Annotated in this window: 12 protein-coding genes; 1 reads left to right on the forward strand and 11 read right to left on the reverse strand. The window is 39.8% G+C overall.

The features are described from left to right. Nucleotides 1–28: 28 nt before the first annotated feature. The 10 genes from PZ892_RS14190 to PZ892_RS14235 all read right to left on the reverse strand — a co-directional run bounded on the left by PZ892_RS14190 (nucleotide 29) and on the right by PZ892_RS14235 (nucleotide 17557). Nucleotides 29–3154: a SusC/RagA family TonB-linked outer membrane protein gene (locus PZ892_RS14190; protein WP_094257790.1), complete on the reverse strand. Its 3126-nt coding sequence runs from the start codon at nucleotides 3152–3154 to the stop codon at nucleotides 29–31. Between the two features lie 19 nt (nucleotides 3155–3173). Continuing rightward, the gene (locus tag PZ892_RS14195) at nucleotides 3174–5087 is read right to left on the reverse strand and encodes a RagB/SusD family nutrient uptake outer membrane protein (RefSeq protein ID WP_169715208.1); all 1914 of its coding nucleotides are present in this window, start codon (nucleotides 5085–5087) and stop codon (nucleotides 3174–3176) included. A 10-nt stretch (nucleotides 5088–5097) separates the two neighbouring features. Beyond that, nucleotides 5098–8295 carry a TonB-dependent receptor gene (locus tag PZ892_RS14200; RefSeq protein WP_277711446.1) on the reverse strand — a complete coding sequence of 1066 codons (3198 nt, stop codon included), beginning with the start codon at nucleotides 8293–8295 and terminating at the stop codon, nucleotides 5098–5100. Nucleotides 8296–8725: 430 nt separating this feature from the next. Continuing rightward, a complete protein-coding gene (locus tag PZ892_RS14205) occupies nucleotides 8726–10081 on the reverse strand; it encodes an FGGY family carbohydrate kinase (RefSeq protein ID WP_094280948.1) in 1356 nt (451 codons plus the stop codon). A 9-nt stretch (nucleotides 10082–10090) separates the two neighbouring features. Next, nucleotides 10091–11365 (reverse strand): TIM barrel protein, encoded by a 1275-nt coding sequence (locus PZ892_RS14210; protein ID WP_094257948.1) that lies wholly within the window; start codon nucleotides 11363–11365, stop codon nucleotides 10091–10093. A 29-nt stretch (nucleotides 11366–11394) separates the two neighbouring features. Then, nucleotides 11395–13503, reverse strand: a complete 2109-nt coding sequence (locus PZ892_RS14215) for a bifunctional aldolase/short-chain dehydrogenase (protein ID WP_094257794.1) — start codon at nucleotides 13501–13503, stop codon at nucleotides 11395–11397. Between the two features lie 17 nt (nucleotides 13504–13520). After that, nucleotides 13521–14597, reverse strand: coding sequence for an L-rhamnose/proton symporter RhaT (rhaT, locus tag PZ892_RS14220; protein ID WP_094257795.1), 1077 nt, complete (start codon nucleotides 14595–14597; stop codon nucleotides 13521–13523). A 370-nt stretch (nucleotides 14598–14967) separates the two neighbouring features. Further along, the gene (locus tag PZ892_RS14225; RefSeq protein ID WP_094280947.1) at nucleotides 14968–15597 is read right to left on the reverse strand and encodes a 3-oxoacid CoA-transferase subunit B; all 630 of its coding nucleotides are present in this window, start codon (nucleotides 15595–15597) and stop codon (nucleotides 14968–14970) included. A 63-nt stretch (nucleotides 15598–15660) separates the two neighbouring features. After that, nucleotides 15661–16842 carry a thiolase family protein gene (locus PZ892_RS14230; RefSeq protein WP_094257797.1) on the reverse strand — a complete coding sequence of 394 codons (1182 nt, stop codon included), beginning with the start codon at nucleotides 16840–16842 and terminating at the stop codon, nucleotides 15661–15663. Next, nucleotides 16835–17557: a CoA transferase subunit A gene (locus PZ892_RS14235; protein ID WP_094280946.1), complete on the reverse strand. Its 723-nt coding sequence runs from the start codon at nucleotides 17555–17557 to the stop codon at nucleotides 16835–16837. Before PZ892_RS14235 ends, PZ892_RS14230 begins: the two co-directional genes overlap by 8 nt. Before the next feature lie 478 nt (nucleotides 17558–18035). Between PZ892_RS14235 and PZ892_RS14240 the strand changes: the two genes are divergently transcribed. After that, nucleotides 18036–18599 carry a hypothetical protein gene (locus PZ892_RS14240; protein WP_094257799.1) on the forward strand — a complete coding sequence of 188 codons (564 nt, stop codon included), beginning with the start codon at nucleotides 18036–18038 and terminating at the stop codon, nucleotides 18597–18599. A 612-nt stretch (nucleotides 18600–19211) separates the two neighbouring features. Here PZ892_RS14240 and PZ892_RS14245 read toward each other — a convergent pair. Then, nucleotides 19212–20993, reverse strand: a complete 1782-nt coding sequence (locus PZ892_RS14245; RefSeq protein WP_094257800.1) for a M14 family metallopeptidase — start codon at nucleotides 20991–20993, stop codon at nucleotides 19212–19214. Nucleotides 20994–21003 lie beyond the last annotated feature (10 nt).

The following is a 21003-nucleotide window of genomic DNA, read 5'->3' on the forward strand; positions in this document are numbered from 1 at the left end:
TCTTATTGATTGATATTTTATTAGATCGCTATAGCATTAAATTAACACCAAAGCTGTACACACGGTAAACTGGGAAGCCCATATAGCCTGGTCCCTCTGGACCAAAATCCTTCGTCTTCATCTTGTCCCAGGTAAATAGGTTCTGTCCAGAAAGAACGATCCGAATTTGATCAAAACCAATAAACCTAGTTTTGTCCCTTTGTAAGGTGTACCCTAATTCTACATTGCGTAGTCTCAAATAGGTTTTATTAAAATTCACAAAGTCACTTCCCTCATGATTGACAGATTTCTCAGTCGATAAGGCTGGCCAAGTAATCTCTTCATTATTTGCATAGCGCTCTGCGGTCCAGGCATGCTGATGCAAGGATGAATATAGCCCTCCATTGGAAGTCTCCCATATCCCATTACCAGTCATGATCCCCGAATATTTCCCTATTCCTTGGAAAATAAAATTCATATCAAAGGCTGCATATTTAATCCCTCCGGCAAATGAATAAGTCACCTTCGGAATGACACCACTTCCTATAGGACCTAAATCGCGCTCATCAATAGTACCATCTGAATTCAAATCTTGGTATCGTAGATCCCCAGGTCTGATTTCACCAAATCCATAGGTCAGACCAGAAGCATCAATCTCTGCTTGCGAATTAAAGAAACCATTACCCTGACTGTAGTCTACTAAATAACCAAACTCCTGCCCAAGCGAATATCCTTCCTCACGCTTTCTGTAGGCAAAATCCGCCGTCCGCTCTGCCTCATTCCAACTCACAATTTTATTGTCATTCTTGGAGAACATCCCTTGAACATAAAATGAAGTCTTTGCATTGATAATTCGATCATATCTCAAACTCAATTCATAGCCCTTATTATCAAATATGCCCTCATTGATCCTTGGGTAATTACTCAATGGAATTCCCTGGTAGGATGGAATTGTTGAAACTGCTCCAACAATCATGTTTTCCATTCGTTCCTTGAAAATATCGCCACTAAAGGTGATCGAATTAAATAATCCTAAATCAACACCGAAATTCGTTTTCGTGGAAACCTCTGCTTGGATATTCGGATTTCCGGTTTGATTTTCAACTACCAGATACTGTAAATAACCCAATGGTCCACCCGAATGCACCACAATCTGATCTAAATAGGCATACCGTTGCAATCCACTTTGATCATTAGCAGTTTTACCCCATGAACCCCTGAACTTCAACAGACTTAACCAATCCTTGCTTCCTTCCAAAAAGGATTCATTGGACGCAATCCAACTTGCTCCAAATGCTGGCGTAAATAAATACCGATGGGCTCTGGAATATTGTTCCGATCCTGAATATCCAAATACTGCTTTCAGCATATATCGGTTATCGTAATTGTACTCAGCTTGTGCTCCCGTACTTAATCTTTTATAAGGCAATAATTCTGGCGCATTGGTATTGGCCTTGGTCAGGTCTTGAAACAATCCATAGGCAGAAGCAAGAATATTATGCTTTCCGAAACTTCTGGAATAATCCAATTGACCTTTATAAGTTAAATGATAATAATAGGAATGACCTTTATTAAACCCTAGAGGTGAATTCTGCTCCTCTCCTTTTTTGGTGAATTCCAATTTATCCCAATTTTCGGATCGCATATACCGTTCAAAACTCTGCGTATTACTTAAGCTTCCTACAGAATTCGTTTGATAGGCAAAAACACCCGATAATTTAAGCCCTTCCGTTAAAAAACTCATGTCTAGATTCAGCCCAAATTGAGAACTGATATTCGTTACGGTATGATTGATATAACCAGACCGATTTAATATTCCATAGGTTGGATTATTGATCCGATCAGTAGTTACCACTTGTCCCCCAGGAATCATAACTTCCCCAGTTTGCGGATCCAGTATCTCTGGCGTCAGTGGACCATATGTTGTTGGCGGCATCAAAAACATACTACCATAAACCCCTTCATTGGATCCTCCGCCAGGAACTCTTTCCCGTTTCACATTTCCGCTCAACCTTAAATATCCACTCAGGTAATTATTGAATTGTACATCAACATTAGAGCGATAATTTACCCATACATTCTTCGGATTAGGATTATACTCCTTGGTATCTGTATTGAAGTATCCCCCCTGATGCATAAAGTTTAGATTTGAAAAATAAGTGATCTTATCATTTCCTCCAGTCACATTCACCCCTACCCTTTGCATGGAAGCAAAGTCCTTAAAATACTTATCATACCAGTTATTGCTTGGGTATAATTCCGGGGAATCCCCAGATCGATAATGATTGATCGTGTTTTCTGAAAATTGACTAAAAGCTCCTAATCCGTCATTTACTCCAGCCTGGTTGCTTAATTCTGCATACTGTAGAGAATTTAGCATCAAAGGCTTTGTTGTAACTTGTTGAAAGGATTGATCTAATCTCGCTTTTATTTCAACATCTCCTTTCTTTCCTCGTTTTGTTTTAACAACGATTACACCGTTGGCCCCTTGAATCCCATAAATTGCTTGGGTTGAGGCATCTTTTAATATATTGATGGACTCAATTTCATTGGGTGAGATATATTCTAAAGATTGACCACTGTTATAGGAAGTCGGAATTCCATCGATAATCACTAATGGGTCACCTTTTCTCGCTGCTGATACCCCCCGAATGAACAAGTCGGTATTCACTCTGGATAATTCTGAAAAGGTCTCCTGAGTCGTTAATCCTGCTAATCTTCCAGCAAAGGTTTGACTTAAATTGGCCACCGGATGTCGTTCCAACTCTGAACCACTAACCGATGATACTGCTCCTGTCAGGTTTCTAAAAGTGGTCGTGGTATAGCCCAGGTCAATGACCTTATCCAACTCATGGTTATCCTTCAAGAGTAAAATAACCAAATCCTCCCGCTCAGGTTCAAGATCTACCTCTATACTATGGTATCCCTCTAGCTCGAAGCGTACCTTTTGCTTGGAACTATATGTTTTCAAAACAAAATTGCCATCAAAATCACTGGATGTTCCGTTCTTTGTTGCAACGGAAGTAATTATGACATCCTTTAATGGCTTTTGAAATTCATCAACCACAATCCCTATTATTTCTGCATTCTGCTCTTGTGCTTTGACGTAAATATTGATTGACATCAGGAAAATCAGCAAGAGGTTTATTTTCCAATATTTTTGAATTGTCTTCATTTTTTCTGATTTCTAAATTCTACCATCCAGGGTTTTGCCAATTTTCACCAGTAATTGATTTCAATCGGTTGGCCTCTTCCAATGGAATAGGCAACCAAAGAAATCTATTGGTATAATTACGTCTTTCCACATCACGAATCAGACGACGAGCATAGGTATAAGTACCATCTGCCTTTCTACTAATATTCGCAGCTGTTAACCAACGATCCGTTTTTGAAAGGTCTGCTTGAGGACTTGCCCATCTGCGAACATCAAAATATCGGTTCTCCTCAAAGGCCAATTCCACTCTTCGTTCATGACGTACTCTGAGAATTAATTGCTCCTTATTCAAGCCGGCTGGAATATCCGGCATGCCAACACGTTTCCTGATTTCATTGACCGCCGCACGGGCTTCATCCAAATGACCTGCCTCCGCTGCTGCCTCCGCAAAATTTAAAATCACCTCGCCTAAACGAAATAACTTCGTATTCGCTCCTCCTACCGGATTATTCGTTGCCGAATTCGGGTGTAAAAATTTTCTTTGATAATACCCCGTACGCGTAGCTTTACGAACGGTTCGATTAATCCCCGTTTGCGGCTCTCCTTCGTACGTTGCAATGATCCGAGTCCTCGCACCAATAGCTGCCGGATAATTCTCCGGGGATTCCTTCACCTCCGCAAAATTCCAAAATGCATAGCGCTTCGATCCGTTATAATATATGCTCGCATAAAATCGTGGATCTCGGTTAGCATAGGGGTCATTGGGATTGTAGGTCTTATTATTCTTATTATAATTCGGCTGAAGATGCTTTTCATCCAGATATGGATTACTTAAATCCAATACTGTTTGCCCATCAATGGTTTCATAAGCATCAACCATTTCTTGGGTTGGACAGGTACCTGTTTTATAACCATCTTGAGAACCTATCCCATCAATATTCCAAATATTACCCTGACCTTCCCGACTTTGCCAAATCGTTTCCTTATCAATCCGAGTACCTGAAAATTGCATTCCTTGGGTAAAGTATTCGTTATATAAAGATGCTTTTTCATTATTTTCAGGACCAATAAAGGAGATATCTGAAAGATAGGTCTGCGGATAGTTGACCTTATTGTACAGCTCATAGCCATGGCTGCGAAGATTCTCTAAGGATTTTTTATTGATCTGATAGGCTTCTTCCCACAAGTTTTTCCCATCATTGTTCAATGGACTGGCAGCAAATAAGATCATCTTGGATTTTATTGCCTCAGCCACGGATTTCGTAATCCGATGTTGTTCTCCAGCATCGGTAATGGTCCAAGGTAATTCTGCGGTTGCCAGCGCAGCATCACAATCCTCAATGATGAATTTTACCAATTCATAATAGGTCGGCTTTTCTGTTCCAGAAAAATCAGCATCGAACTCCATCGGTTCACGCATAATCGGCAAAGATGCTCCATACCATTTCAATAATTCATGATAATAATAGGCTCTTAACAGGTGTGCTTCTGCTTTCCATCTCTTGCGATCGCTTTCACTATTTACTTGTGCTGCATCAATATTCTTGATCATCACTGCACAATTTCTGATGCCTGACCAATAGCGATTCCAATAATTACCATTGCCCCCATCTTCATGAACATTCACAATTGGATGATTGGCAGAGGATGCATCTCCATTATAAAGCCTGCCTGACATCAAGGTGGGTTCAGACTCCGCGTCCGTATCCCAGGCTTCATCACTCCATACCACCGGACCCCGCATCCAGAAAAAATATCGAGTCCCCTTCACTGGAATCTGATTATAACAGCTATTCAGAAATGCCGCTACCTTCAGATTATCCTGAAAGATCTCATCGATAGAAAAATATCCATCCGGAGCCATATCTAGCTCCTTATTACATGAACTTACTCCCGCAACCAATGCGCTGGCAAGAATAATCCTACTTATATATCTTTTGATTCTAAATTTCATAACCCAAAAATTAAAATGAAACATTGACGCCCATATTCAACATCTTGGTCACCGGATATCCAATCGGATCAACATTCTCCGGATCCAAATGGTCCATCGGAAGTTTATCCCATAAGAAAAGATTGTGACCACTCACATAAACCCGAAATGCATTTACTCCAATTGGTTGTAGTAACCTTGCAGGTAAGGTATAGGCAAGCTCAATATTTCGTAGTCGTAAATAGGATCTATTCATAATGAAGAAATCATTATTTACATGGTTCGTATTGCTCTGTGTACTTAATGCTGGATAGGTAATTTCCTCCCCATTTGCGAAACGCTCTGCGGTCCATGCCGTTTTATGGTAGCCAAAATAGGTCCCGCGATAAGTGTTTTCATAAACCCCTTGTGTACCTCCCCAAGGACTCGCATAGCGACCAACTCCTTGGAAAAATACCGAAGCATCAAAGCCCGCATAAGAAACAGTCAATCCAAATCCATAGGTTATTCCAGGAATCGATGAAGCATGTAAGGGTACTTGATCCTTATCATCCACAACACCATCCTCATTCAAATCCGTATATTTAAAATATCCTACACGTGGAACCCCAAATCCATAACTGGTTGTAGCTAAATAGTCATCTAACTCCTGCTGACTATTGAACATTCCATTTCCATTACTATAATCAATCTTATATCCGAATGATTGGCCTAGTGGAAATCCAGTTTGTCTATAGCGATGAATATAGCTTTCATCCCGGATGGGCTCATCCATAAACTTAACCATGTTCTTGTTTTCACCATAATTACCATTGAAAGTCAAATGAAGCTTATCTGTAAGAGTTTTCTTATAACTTAGCTCAACTTCAAATCCTTTATTATTTACTATTCCCATATTTACCCTTGGAATATTTCCTAAAGGAACCCCTTGAAAAGATGGTACAGATTGACGCTGAATCAGAATTTGACTGCGATCTTCGATGTAATAATCAAAAGCAACATTCAGATCATTGAATAAACTTAGGTCTACCCCATAGTTTTGCTTTTTCGCTAGCTCCCAAGTGACGTAAGGATTACCAATCAATCCCTGAATAATCCCTTGGCCTGCGGTTGAGTTACTTCCCGGAATAGTCGCCAAACTACCCAAAGGACCAGCTCCTAAATAATTCTTGGTTTGATAAAGGAATCGCGTGCCCCCCATTTGATCATTTCCAACTTCTCCATAGGATGCCCTTAGTTTCAAATTGTTCAACCAATCCGTTTTAGGCATAAAACTCTCGTTGCTCACAATCCAACCAACTGAAAATGCTGGAAAAAAACCAAAGCGCTTCGTTGGTGAAAATTGTTCGGATCCATTATAACCCATATTAACCTCAGCTAAGTATCGATTATCATATCCATAGGTAAAACGCCCCGCTACACCAATCACATTGAATGGGAAATCTCCTGCCGTTGTTTCCCAATAATCCCGTTGAGCCAAAATCATCGCGCCAACATCATGTTTTTCCGAAAAAGTCCGGTTGTAGTTAATGGTTCCCTGAAGATTGATATTATACCTTGAATCTGCACCTTTCGCCAAACTCAATAACTCTTCTTCCGAACGCTTCACAGCATAAGTCATAGAATTGCTCTCTGGAACAATCTCCGCTAAGTAAAGACGCTCTCTTTTATAACCTTGTGCAGCAGTGGTGGCCTTCGTATCGTAGGAAACCATCCCCTTTACACTCAAGCCTTTCACAAACTTGTCCAAGGAGATATCAATCCCTAAGGATGAATTCAAATTCGACCTTACCTCATTTCTATACCCCATTCTATTCATGATCTCGAAGGCAGATCGGTCCATATATCCTGGATCAACAATTTGTCCCGGCGCAACCCCGAAACCATCAATGGTCACTGGTCCCGGTGTAATAGGCAAAATAGATTGGGCCTGATAAATTAAATCCCGCATCATCCAATTGGTATCTCCACCGTATAAACCTGCAGATGGCATATTCACCTGCTCTATATAAGTTCCGATATTTAAAAAGGATTTGACATACTGACTGATGTTATAGTCTAGATTCGAGCGGAAGTTATACCGTCTTAACCAAGAAGAAGGATCATAGCCTAATTGATCCTTGGGCTCCGTATTCAGATTCCCACCCTGTCTTAAAAATGCTCCATTGACAAAATAATTCACCTTTTCTGTACCTCCAGAACCATTGATATTTAATCTCGTCTGAGGCGTATTTTTTGAAATAAACTCTCGGTAATAATCATGATCCGGATACATGTAATTTAAAACCAAAGCCTTTTGCTCATAATCGGGATCATTGCGATCCAAACCTGCTAAAGGATTGCTGTAGCGGTCAATAATCTCCTGCGTAAAAGCAGGTTCTAGTCCATCATTGATGGAGGCTTGGTTTCTAAGATTTAGGTATTCCAAGGAAGTTAATCTTTCTGGCTCACGCGTAAAGGAGGTCCAACTTTGGTCTAAACTCGCATTCAGATCCATTTTTCCTATTTTTCCTCTTTTCGTCGTAATCAATACAACGCCGTTCGCTCCGCGAACCCCAAAAACCGCCGTTGCAGAGGCATCTTTCAAAACAGTTACAGTCTCGACCTCGTTGGCATCTAAGGTCCGGATATTGTCCCTCGGAACTCCATCGATTAAGATTAATGGAGTCTGCCCATTGGTGGTTGCAGCACCACGTAAAAACATGGTTGCATCATCCCGACCGGGTTGTCCACCACCACGTTGCATCGCCGATAAGCCCGGTAAGCGACCTGCTAATGCTACCGCTAAACTTGCAGAAGGTGTTTTCTTCAGCTCTTCACTGCTAACACTCGACACCGCCCCAGTTACGGATAACTTCTTCTGTTGTCCGTAGGCAACGACCACAACTTCATCAATGGCCTCTCCTTGTTTTAATAATTCAACATCAATACTCTTGGACTCATCTACTGCAACACGTTGATTCTGATACCCTAATAGGGAAAAGGTCAAAGTGCCCGCCTTAGGAACCTCAATGGAAAATTTCCCTTGATCATCTGTGGAAGTAGCGATATTGCTGTTTAAAAATCGAATAGTTACTCCCACTAAAACTTCTTTTGTTTCAGTGTCCCGGATAGTACCTTCAATTTGAATGCTGGTTTGGGCGTAGAGTTGGTTTCCTTGAATAAACAAGAAAAGCAAAATACCCAATGATCTGATAAAAGATCTTTTTCGAAAAGCCGTTCCTTTCATCTTGTAAAGGTTAGTTAGTTATAGGTGTAGTATATAATTTCTCGTTAAAACAAAATGAAAAGAAATACTTAATTTCCTGAGATGTTTTGGGGAAGGATTAAGTTGAAGTGATTCAAGTTGTTTTTAACGACTAGCAATTGAAAAAAAGGAAATATTATCATTCCTAAATAACTTTCAAATCCTTCTGATTGCTATGGTTTATTAATTTGTTTTTCAATATCAAAAATAGACTTAACCTTATTAATATGCGTCCTGCACTATCCTGACTAGGTTTGTTGACTAAATTTCTTGAACAAAATCATCCATTCAGCCTTGCTAAATCAATTAACCAAAATTCAATTTCTCGGGATTTTAGCACACAAAAAAAAGCTACACTGTTGTGTAACTTTTTTATTTTTATTATTAACTAAATATGAAATTGAAAATTCTTCTATGCTCTATAAAATCGGAGTTCAATCAGGTTATTCGGAACAGGTAAGGAATTCCAATGTTTATGGATGACTAAGGCCGCACCTACAGCCGTCGCTTGGGCCATCGAAGCAGCATAAACCTCCACTTCCGGATATTCCCTTGCTAATAAATTCATGTAGATAGAATTCTTACTAAATCCTCCATCCACAAAAACTCTACTGACCGATCCTGACTTCATAATCAAATTGGTCGATTTGACCTGTGATTTCACTAGATGCAACATAAACGAATGATAGGCTTCTTTATAATCCGCAAATCTGCTCAAATCAATTTTTGAAAATGCAGATAACTCATCGGATAGAACATCCTTACTTAATGTATCAATCATGCTCCAATCAATTTCCATATTCCGGAACTTCGCCGTCGTCACCCCAAAGTGATCAGCAATCCTTTTGGTCTGTACATCATGCTCATTCCCTGCGAATAATCGGGATGCCTTCACTGGATCCCCCGCATAAGAAAGGTAAAACAAACAATCCTGCTCCAATTCAGATTTGGTTAAAGAATCATGGTTGAATGGATTTAAGGAGATACACCAGGTTCCTGTTGAAATTAGAACAAATGGTTCATGAAAATTCAACAAATAGGGAATCAGAGCGGAGGAACTGTCATGTAAACCAGATCCTATCAGAAATGTACTGCCAGGAAAATTTGCCGCAAATACCTCATCGGCCTGTACTATTGGAGCCAACTTTTCTTCAACCCCCGTATCTTTCACCCATTGATGATAAGCCTGTTTATTATAATCCCAAAGTGCCGTATGACATCCTATACTCGTTTGATCCGAATATAATTTTCCCGATAATAAGAAACTTAAATATTGGGGCAAATGTAAGGCACTATGTATTTCGGCAAATACCGATGGTCTTTCTTTTTTTACGCGATATAGTTGTAAGCCAGAATTCAAACTCCCTAAATCTGGAGAGGCCGTATCCAAGCTAAATTGCTCTAATCCACCATACTGATTATGCAGCTCATCTTTCAATGCCTGTGGATATTCCTTGAGATAATTATATAATGGCGTCAAGGGTTGGCCATCTTCCCGGATTAGGACAAAACTAGCGCCATAGGCCGTAAAATTGATTGCCTTAACCTCATACTCCGTTTTCCTGAAAATCTCATGTAGGGAATCAAATACGGAAAGCCGAAGGCTCTCAATATTCTCACAGGGATCACCATCCTCATCCACTGTTTCTAAAAAGCGAGCCGATTTCTCAAATACAATTTGGTAGTGCTCATCAAATAGAAACAACTTCTTATTGGTTTTGCCAACATCAAAAATGGCAACAACAGATATACGCTTTTTTTGTCCCATTTATTTAAGCTATAATCCAGTAGCCACTGAATTCTCTCCTCTTTCTTTTACTAATTGATCACGAACTGATAAATCCTCAAACAACTGCAATGGATCTAAGGCTGCACCGGCACGAAGTCTTGCCTCGGCAACAATCGGTCGAACATCTGTCCGAAAAGCATTTTGTAAAATATTCTGCGCTTTGACAATATCATTTTGCTTTTGCGCTGCCTTTAATGCTTCCCGATCTACCAATAATGCCTGTGCATAAGCGATCATAATCGCTTCTACCGATTGTAATAAGTCGACCAAAGGATCCTTTAGATTATGCGATGCATCAATCATCCAACCTAAATCACTGACATGGTCCATTCCCCGAGCATCCATTCCTTCTACCAATTCATTAAAAATCAAAAATAATTGATAAGGTTTGATCGCACCGGCAGTTAGATCATCATCGGCATATTTGCTATCGTTAAAATGAAAACCGCCTAATTTGCCCTCCATCAATAACAAAGAAACAATCTGCTCAATATTTGCATTGGGTAAATGATGCCCTAAGTCTACCAAGGTATAAGCTTTCGGTCCTAATTTACTTGCCAATAATAAGGATTGCCCCCAATCTCCAATCGTCATGGAGTAGAAAAAAGGTTCAAAGGCTTTGTATTCAACAAATAGCTTCCAATCCTCTGGAAGATGGGCATAAATTTCTTTCAAACTCTCCAAAGTATTCTGAAAAGCTTCTCGGAAGTTAAGTTGCCCCGGAAAGGATGATCCATCAGCTAACCAGACTGTCAAAGCCTTGGAGCCTAAGGCAATCCCATGATCTATCACTTCCTTATTATGTTCTACAGCTTGTTTTCGAACCTTTGGATCCACATGATGCAATGATCCATGCTTATAACTTAGCTCTTGATCTTTCTGATCTTGAAAGGTATTTGAATTTACTGCATCAAATTTTAAATCGAATGAAGCTGCTAAGTCTTTTATTTTTTGGGCATCTTGAGGGATATCCCAAGGAATATGTAAGGATATAGCACCACTTGATCTGTTCAAGGCATGCAATAAGCCTACATCTTCAATTTTCTCTTCTAAAGTCCCCGGTTCTCCACGGCCAGAAAACCTTCCAAAACGAGTCCCACCTGTGCCTAATGCCCAACTAGGAATCGCAATTTGAAATTTCTCCAGCTTCGAAACTACCGACTCTATTCCTGGTAAATCTTCTCTTAAGAATTGGAAAGCTCGCTGATGCTTACTTTCCAACTTACTGTTATGCTTGTTAATCTGTTCTCTCTCTAATCTCATCGTATCTGCATTTTTTGTTTGCAACCAACTTATCTAACAAAGGCCATAGCAACACCGCCATCCACATTCAATACATTTCCAGTTGATTTATTCAATAATCCGCCAACAAATGCAAAACATGCATTGGCTATATCTTCTGGTAAGATGACTTCATTTAATAAAGTGCGTTTTGCATAATAAGCAGGTAATTCTTCTACTTTTACGCCGTAAGCTTTTGCGCGACCTTCTGCCCAGCCACCTGCCCAGATATTACTATCGGAAATGACCGCATCCGGATTCACAACATTGACACGGATTTTATCCGGTCCCAGTTCTGCAGCATTCAAACGACTTAAATGTAATTGAGCAGCTTTTGCACTTCCGTATCCGGCATTGTTTGGACCACTAACCAAGGCATTCTTGCTTACGATGTTAATGATATCGCCAGCAACTCCTTGTGATTTCATCACATGAACCGCTTGCTGGGTAACATATAACTGCCCTTTCACCAAAACATCGTACAACAAGTCTATATCTTTTTCGGTATGATCCTCGATTGACTTGGAGATAGATAGTCCCGCATTATTGACAACAATATCAATACCTGCATAGTTCAAACATGCTTTTTCAAATGCGACCTTGATTTGATCTTCATTGGTTACATCTAAAGGTACTGAAATCACATTGTCCATTCCAAATGCTGCCTCAAACTCCTTCTTCGCTCCTGCTAATCGTTCGGCATTTAAATCATTCAATACGATGACGGCTCCTTCTTCAGCAAATTTCTTCGCTATAGCTTTTCCAATTCCACCAGCACTACCTGTTATCAAGGCAATCTTGCCAGATAATGATTTCGGCTTCGGCATCCTTTGCAGCTTCGCCTCCTCCAATAACCAATACTCAATATTAAATGCTTCTTGTCTAGGCAATGAAGTGTATTCACTTACCGCCTCGGAGCCTTTCATCACATTGATGGCATTCGTATAGAACTCTGCCGCCACTCGAGCAGTTTGTTTATCTTTTGCAAAAGCAAACATCCCTACTCCCGGATAAATTATGATTACCGGATTACGATCTCGGATTGCTGGACTATTTGGATGTTTACAGGCTTCATAATATTCCGTATACATCTGTCTGTAATCTTCAAATAGCGGTGCTAATTTTTCCTTTAATGCTTTTACATCACTTAGATCCTCATTTTTGTCCAGGTTCAAAATCAAAGGTTGAATCTTGGTTCTCAAGAAGTGGTCAGGACAACTTGTTCCCAAAGGAGCCAATTTCTCTAGATCATTGGAATTGATATATTCCAAAACACGATGATCATCCGTAAAATGTCCGATCATATGTCGTTCACTGGAACAAAACCCTCTCAAAATTGGAGCAATCTTCGCTGCTTGGCTTTGTCTGCCTTTTGGGTCTAAACTTTCTAGTTTCTGACCACCAAAAACAGCTCTGTTTTTTCCATAATTTTCCTCAAGGTAATTTGCACAAGCTTCAATGACATCCAAAGAATTGATATAACAATCTTTAGCATTATCAGCCCAGGTAAATAAACCATGTGATCCAAGCATGATGCCACGGATTCCTGGATTTTGCTCCAAGCATTCGCGCAATTGCAAACCTAAATCGAAACCTGGTTTTTGCCATTCTACCCAGCCAATGGTTCCATTGAAAAGTTCTTGTGTAATTTTCTTTCCATCCTTGGCCGCAGCAATGGCAATGGCTGCATCTGGGTGCAAATGATCTATATGTTTAAATGGTAAAAACCCATGTAATGGCGTATCAATGGACGGAGCCTTGGAAGCAAGATCAAAGATACAATGGTTGAACAATTCCACCATTTCATCCTCATGCTCAATCCCACGGTAAACCTTTTCCAGATCTCGAAGCCTATCGACATATAATGCCGCTAAACCCGACTTCTTCAAAGTCCCAATATCTCCTCCAGAACCCTTGATCCACATAACTTCTACCTCTTCTCCTGTCAAGGGATCTTTGTCAATTACCTTGCAGGAGGTATTTCCACCACCATAATTGGTAATCCTTAAATCCGAACCTAAAATGTTAGAACGGTATAATAATAGAGCTACCTCATCACCCGCAAGCTGTTGAGCGTACTCATCGTCCCATAAATAATTAACGTGTTTGTATGTTCTCACAGTTATATGAATTTAGTTTATGATTCTAATGTTTTTGCAAATCCCACAATACATATCGACAATATGATTGTGACTATCCCAGCAATAATTGCTGTATATGTTGGTTTACTTACTCCCTTCCATTCCTTCAATGCGATCCCCCATGCATTTGATATCAAAATGATAAATGCCATGTGTAGAATCCATGAACTTGCACCATTTCCTAAACGGCTCTCGCCCATCCCATAGAAAAAGAATTGTAAATACCAGGTCGTGCCGGCTATAGCACATAACAAGAAGTTCTTGGCTAATGGAGCTTCCGACTTACTATAATCTCCAAAGGTTTTATGCTTCATCAACAAGTATAGACACCAGATAAAGTTGGTGGTAAATCCTCCCCATAAAATCACGATATAGGTGACATTATTTTGGTATAAAAACTCCCCTTGCCCTGGATTGGCAGATTTCCAAAGTTGGTTTGCAACTTCTGCCATCGGTTTCCCGGATTCAATACCAAAATTGAAGCAAGCACTCAATACTCCTGAAACTATGGCTACCACGATTCCAAGCCCAAAATTATAATCAGCCTTCGCTTCGCTAGATAATTGACCTAGATTCTTTTCTTTTAAAACCCCTGCTTTTCCACAAAGGTAAATCCCTACTATACAAACAATTAAGCCTATCATCACACAAATCCCAGCCTTGTCTGTAAAGAAATAATCTATCCCATGTTTACCTGCGGTTTTATTGAAAAAATAATAGATGGCGGGCATCAATGATCCAAAGACCATACTTAAGCCAAGTATCACACTACTACCTAAGGACACCCCTAGATAACGTACCCCTAAACCATAGGTTAAGCCTCCAATTCCCCAAAGAATCCCAAATAAAAAGGTATAACCCAAGATGCTTGAATCGGTATTGCCAATGATGTCCCAAAAATTAGGAATGGTCAGCCAGGCTGCAATAGGTGGAACGATTATCCATGAAAATAATCCCCCTAAAATCCACATCGCCTCCCATGACCAGCCCTTTACTTTCTTATATGGAACGTAAAAACTACCCGACGCAAAGCCACCAATAAAATGAAATATTACTCCTGCTAGTGCATTCATACGTGATCTTAAAATTGATTTAGGTTATAAGTTATTTCGAAGATATTTTAATTCTTTCATTCAACTGTTATGGACTGTCATGCTGTTTGTAACTTATGTCACATAACAGTTAATATTCCTCCATAATTTAGAAAAATAAGTTTAAACATTCTTCATTTTGGAAAGGAAAAATCTATTAACAAAAACTTCTTTCTAGGGATAATAAAGCCAATTTCACAGGAATCAATCAAAAAATATAAATCAATTCGCGACCTGAAATAGCACGAAATATAATTTTTATTTGACCTCCATATTTTTAATAAAAAAATAAAAAAAGCGGACCAGGAGTCCGCTTCTTTTGATGCATATATTTCATTTCTTTTTCACTGCCCTAGTAAAATAGTTTTCCTGCCGTACTCTGTTTTACCATATCCAAGGATACTCCATCATGAAGCTCCAAGACTTTGAAACCTCCTGTTGGCATTACCTCAAAAACACCAAGTTCAGTGACGATTTTCTTAACACATTTTACCCCTGTTAAGGGCAAGGTACAACTCGGCAATAATTTGGATTCTCCAGCTTTATTCACATGCTGCATCGCAACAATAATATTCTCTGCACTTGCCACCAAATCCATTGCACCACCCATGCCTTTTACCATTTTCCCAGGAATCTTCCAGTTTGCAATATCCCCATTCTCCGAAACTTCCATCGCACCTAAAATGGTCAAGTCAATCTTTCGAGAACGAATCATGCCAAAGCTCATCGCTGAATCAAAAAATGCGGAACCCGGCAATGTGGTTATCGTTTGCTTACCAGCATTAATATAATCAGCATCCTCCTCCCCATCATAGGGAAAAGGCCCCATTCCTAATAATCCATTCTCACTCTGTAAGACAACATTGATATTATCCGGAATATAATTCGCCACCAAAGTGGGAATCCCGATTCCTAGATTAACATAATAGCCATCTTTAATTTCTTTAGCAATCCTTTTTGCTATGCCATATTTATCTAACATATATCAAAATTTATTGAAAGTAATTCTATGATATCAAGAATACCTGAATCCATCAGAAAAGCCTTATGGCATTTTCCTCAGAATCATGGCACTTGCTCCACCCCCACCATTACATATTGCTGCAAGTCCCAATTGTCCGCCTTCTTGATGTAAAACACTATTTAATGTCACGATGATTCTCGCACCAGAACAACCTAGAGGATGTCCCAAGGCTACCGCTCCACCATATATATTCATTTGCTCCGAAGAAATATCCAATAGTTTAGCATTGGCCAATGCTACTACCGAAAAAGCCTCATTGAACTCAAAATAATCAATTTCATCAATGGTCATCCCAGCTTTCTGCAATACCTTTTGAGTTGCAGCAGCAGGAGTCGTCGTAAACCATTCTGGAGATTGTTCCGCATCTGCATACGCAATAATTTCCGCCAATGGTTTTATGCCTAATTCATTGACCTTTTCTTCACTCATCAGGATCACAGCAGCAGCACCATCACTCAAGGTGGATGCATTGGCAGCTGTAATGGTTCCATCAGTTTTGAACGATGCCCTTAATTGAGAAACCTTTTCAAAATTGATGTTTTTGTATTCCTCATCCTCATCAACGACCACCGTCCCTTTGCGAGATTTTACCTCCACAGGAATAACCTCATTTTTAAATTTTCCACTTTCCCAAGCGATTTTACTTCGGGTATAGGATTGAATCGCATATTCATCCTGATCAGCACGGCTGATCTCATACTTTTCAGCACATAACTCACCACAATTACCCATCGCTTGATCTGAATAAACATCAGTCAATCCGTCTTTCTGAATTCCATCTGTCAATTTCTGATCGCCATATTTGGCCCCCCATCTTGCAGCTGCATCATAGTATGGTACCTGACTCATGTTTTCCATACCCCCAGCTACAACAACATGGGCATCTCCCAAAAGAATTTGTTGTACCCCAATGGAAATTGCTTTCATCCCACTGGCACATACCTTATTGATAGTGGTCGCTGGTACGCGATCCGGAATACCTGATTTTTTAGAAGCTTGTCTCGCCGGAGCTTGACCTAAATTGGCTTGTAGAACTGAGCCCATATAAACCTCGTCAATATGGTGCAGTTCCAATTTAATATCTGCTAATAATGCTTTTATTACGGTAGCTCCTAAATCTGTTGCTGACACGGTAGCCAAGGAAGATCCAAAACTCCCCATTGGGGTTCTCTTTGCAGCAACGATATATACTTTTTTATTCATTTTCTTCTCTATTTCTTACTGTTCTTTGTTCGATTCTTTTTTCATATTTCTCGCCTTGGAAGATTTTATTCACAAAAATCCCCGGAGTATGGATATAATTGGGATCCAACTCCCCAACTTCAACCAACTCTTCCACCTCGGCAATGGTGATTTTTCCACACATCGCAACCGCATGGTTAAAATTCTGAGCGGTCCCGCGATAAACCAGATTCCCAGCTGTATCGCCTTTCCAAGCCTTCACAAAAGCATAATCTGGCTCAAAGGCATATTCCATCAAATAATCCTTTTCAACGCCATGGAAAGTAAACTTGCGTACTTCCTTGCCTTCAGCTACCTCAGTCCCCACACCAGCAGGTGTGAAAATTACCGGTAAACCGTATCCACCAGCCATCAAACGCGTCGCCAATGTGCCCTGAGGAACCAAATCAACCTCCAACTCCCCACTTAACATTTGCCGTTCAAACTCCGCATTCTCACCAACGTAGGAAGCAATCATTTTCTTGATCTGCTTCTTCTGCAATAACAAACCCAACCCAAAATCATCAACACCCGCATTATTACTAATACAGGTCAAATTCTTGACCCCTTTTTCCAGTAATGCTGCAATTAAATTCTCAGGAATTCCACACAATCCAAAGCCACCCAAAGAAATACACATGCCATCTTCGATTCCGGAAATTGCCTCTTGCGCATTAGATACTGTCTTATCAATCATATCTTTTTTTGCATTAGCTCCCTATTGGGAATAAATAAATTCTTAGAATTAAGGACAACCAAATAATCAACTTGAAATCATCACTTTGATAAAATATCTTTTGGTAATAATTTTCGCTATGCCCTTAAGTTTATAATCAAGATAAAATTAACGAAATTATCTTAATCCTCTAATTCCTAACAACTTTTACCAATCTTGAAACAAGAATTCAGGAATGTTTCAACCTTTTTAGTAAAACCCTAAGTATTTTACAAATGATGAAAGAGTTTGAACTTTTGAACGTGGATATTATAAAATTCTATCCCGAACTGGAGTGGAAGAATAAATAATTATTAACTTAAGGTTAATCAAATAAAGCGATTCCGATATTCTGCAATCAATTTTTAGAATTTCTTTTGTAATTCTAATTAAATTGCTAAACTTGACATGAAAAGCAAGAAACACACCTTATACTATGCGATTATTATCACTTATTCTAATGTGTTGGGTATTTAGCACCTCACTATTTGGACAAACCCTACAACAAAAATTAAAAACAGCTCCACTAGACAGCCAGTTCGTCTACTTGAACCTGCAATCACGAAATCAGGACAAAGACTTCAAAATTATCCGCAAAACGAACCTGGATATTATTCGTCAAAATGTTAAAGATTCATTGAGCATTTACAAAAAACAAATCTCGGGATTAAAAGGTGACGCTTCTTCCTCCGAAGGTAGTATTCAAAGCCTTCAAGATTCGGTAAAAAACCTAAGTACCGCTTTAGAAACTGAACAACAGAAAACGGATAGCATCTCTTTTCTAGGCATTCAATTTTCAAAAAGCTCCTACCATACCATGGTATGGGTGATTATCATCGTCCTTGCCGTTGCATTATTTGGAATTTTAGCAGCATTTAGAAAAGCTAAAGTGGATACCGATGAAAGTAAACATACCGTAGATGAACTTCAGGAAGAGTTACAAAGCCTGAGAAAAAAATCTATGGAACGTGAACAACAATTGAAACGCCAATTATTGGACGAGCAATTGAAAAGAAATTCTTAATAAAATAAGCATGCAATAGATATCCTATTTATTGTATCAAAAAGATAAATCCTAGCGAGGCTGTACTTGAAAGTACAGCCTCTTTTTTTTGGGGAACATATTCTACCTTCCACCCTAATTAATATGGTAATAATTATGCCTACTATCGCACTTTCCCCGGACCTCCTTCGGACATCAGCCGAAAAAATCCGAACAAGGTCCGAGAGATCTGAGAAGGAGATCCGATGAAAATAGGGTAGAATGCAGAGTTAATCCAAAACTACTCTTGTATTAGAATAAAATATAATATAAAGGGCGTATGCGATATGCCTTTCTTACAACCTCAATGCCCAATACCACCGATTAAACCCACAAAATAATAAAAGGGCATATGCAATATGCCCCTACAATACGTTTCATCTATCCGATCGGCATTTCGCCCTGCATTATCAAACCCCATGGGGGTGACATATTTGTAGCAAGGAGCATTTTCTATTCAGCCAAAAGGTAGGGGCGTATCGCATACGCCCTCCATGCAATTCCAACACCCAATAAGACCAATAAAAACCACAAAATAATAAAGGGGCATATGCAATATGCCCCTACAATTCGTTTTAAAAACCCGATAGCGGTTTAAGATTTTCCAGCCGCATCTTTCAGGCTATATTCCAGATACCCTCCTTTAGGGCTATCTACAATAAGCTTCGCTGAATTAGGATTTCCTTTTACAATCCAGCGTACCTTCACCGAGCTCATGCCATCAATGGTTGGAACTTCTATCGTCTGTGGTTGATATTTCTGTTCGACGGTTTCATTGAAGTCCGAATTCAGGACTTGCATGCCGGTTACCACCTGAGCACCTTCCAATCGGATATGATTTGGACGTTCGATCTTATGTCTTACATCATGATCCGAGTGTGTTGGGACAATCCTAGTATTCCAAATGGTGGCATTCACCTCATATAGGTTTCCGCCCAAAGGCTTGATACTGGATTCCATCACCTCCAGTTTAGGCATGTGGTAGGCATGATAAATGGTAAATGCTGCATTTCGGTGAGCATCCTCCATTAATAAGAAACCAGGATGGTTTCGGGTATAGTTTTTCTTGGCTCCACCAATTTCGATTTTTCCATATTGAGGATGATCGAATTCTTTCCATGGCACATAAGCATCTCCAAACATCAGCAATTTATCAAACTCATAATATTCATCGCTATTCCGTAATCCACCTTCCCCTTTATCATTGAACAATTTATAGGTCGTCATCAACTCATTGGAAAAGGTAAAAATCCCACGGGTTAGGGCTAAAAAGTCAATTTCGCCTCCAAAAACGGTGTATAGATCTTTATGGATGACGATGTAATCATAGCCTGGCAACATCTTTTCACCAGTCTTACCCAAGGCATCATATACCTGAACATCTTTTCTCGAATAGAACCTTTCATCATCGGCAGCCCCTGGACCTCGAAGGATCATTCCGCCATAATTATGATAGGATTGTGCCCCAGCAATATTAGGATGGGCATAGACAAATTTCTTTACGGCCTGCGTCTCCGGCAAGGTGCCTGGATAATATAAAGCGCCTCCTTGCACATAGTTTGGTTGCCAGTTCCATCCCCAATCACGGTTTGGATCATAGGTTCCCGTAATATCTTCATTCACCAATCCGTCGCCATCATTATCTATTCCTTCAAAACCTAACATCTCATATTCACCTACTTCACCGGGTTTGACCATCAGCATACGGTTTGGGTTTTCCGGGTCTACCTTGTACCTGCCAGTTTTGGACTTACGACGCATCATGACGATTTCGCCATCTCCGTCCAAATCATCATATAAATCCTCAGCCACTAAACCGTCACCATCATTATCAAACGGTCGACGACCAGTACGAGAAGAGTGCATGGTATTCGGCTGATAAATAAAATATTCTCGAGAATCCGGATTGATGGTAGGTGCAATATAGAACACCTTATCTTTCAGCAATTCCTTAATAAAAGGCACCGTATTATAGTTTTCCAATAAATACCACGCGGTGTACATGGAGATTTCAGAACCTTGGAGTTCGTTGGCATGAATATTTCCATCAATCCACATGGCTGGTTTACGCTCAGGTTTTCCTGAGTTAAAATCAGTCACGGTTAAAACGAATATATCCCGACCTTCAAAGCTCTTTCCAATGGATTCATATTTAATCAGGTTAGGATATGCTTTTTGCAAATCCTTGTAGAACTGCTCCATTTGTTTCAGGTCATGGTAGCGGCTCCAGTTCATTTGAACTTTCGGATTGGAAGGTGAGCCGATGGCACGAAGCCCAGCAATCTCTTTGCCGACTTCTTCATTTTTCTTTTGGGCAAATGCTGCCGTAACACTTAGTGCTAAGGCAAGCGATAATATTTTATAAGATAATCTCATTTCTTAGCAG

It is taken from the genome of Sphingobacterium sp. WM (assembly GCF_029542465.1).
Lineage (GTDB): Bacteria > Bacteroidota > Bacteroidia > Sphingobacteriales > Sphingobacteriaceae > Sphingobacterium > Sphingobacterium cellulitidis.

Coding starts and splice junctions, on each gene's coding strand:
- PZ892_RS14190 (WP_094257790.1), bottom strand. CDS start 3,154: ATGAAGACAATTCAAAAATATTGGAAAATAAACCTCTTGCTGATTTTC.
- PZ892_RS14195 (WP_169715208.1), bottom strand. CDS start 5,087: ATGAAATTTAGAATCAAAAGATATATAAGTAGGATTATTCTTGCCAGC.
- PZ892_RS14200 (WP_277711446.1), bottom strand. CDS start 8,295: ATGAAAGGAACGGCTTTTCGAAAAAGATCTTTTATCAGATCATTGGGT.
- PZ892_RS14205 (WP_094280948.1), bottom strand. CDS start 10,081: ATGGGACAAAAAAAGCGTATATCTGTTGTTGCCATTTTTGATGTTGGC.
- PZ892_RS14210 (WP_094257948.1), bottom strand. CDS start 11,365: ATGAGATTAGAGAGAGAACAGATTAACAAGCATAACAGTAAGTTGGAA.
- rhaT (WP_094257795.1), bottom strand. CDS start 14,597: ATGAATGCACTAGCAGGAGTAATATTTCATTTTATTGGTGGCTTTGCG.
- PZ892_RS14225 (WP_094280947.1), bottom strand. CDS start 15,597: ATGTTAGATAAATATGGCATAGCAAAAAGGATTGCTAAAGAAATTAAA.
- PZ892_RS14230 (WP_094257797.1), bottom strand. CDS start 16,842: ATGAATAAAAAAGTATATATCGTTGCTGCAAAGAGAACCCCAATGGGG.
- PZ892_RS14235 (WP_094280946.1), bottom strand. CDS start 17,557: ATGATTGATAAGACAGTATCTAATGCGCAAGAGGCAATTTCCGGAATC.
- PZ892_RS14240 (WP_094257799.1), top strand. CDS start 18,036: ATGTGTTGGGTATTTAGCACCTCACTATTTGGACAAACCCTACAACAA.
- PZ892_RS14245 (WP_094257800.1), bottom strand. CDS start 20,993: ATGAGATTATCTTATAAAATATTATCGCTTGCCTTAGCACTAAGTGTT.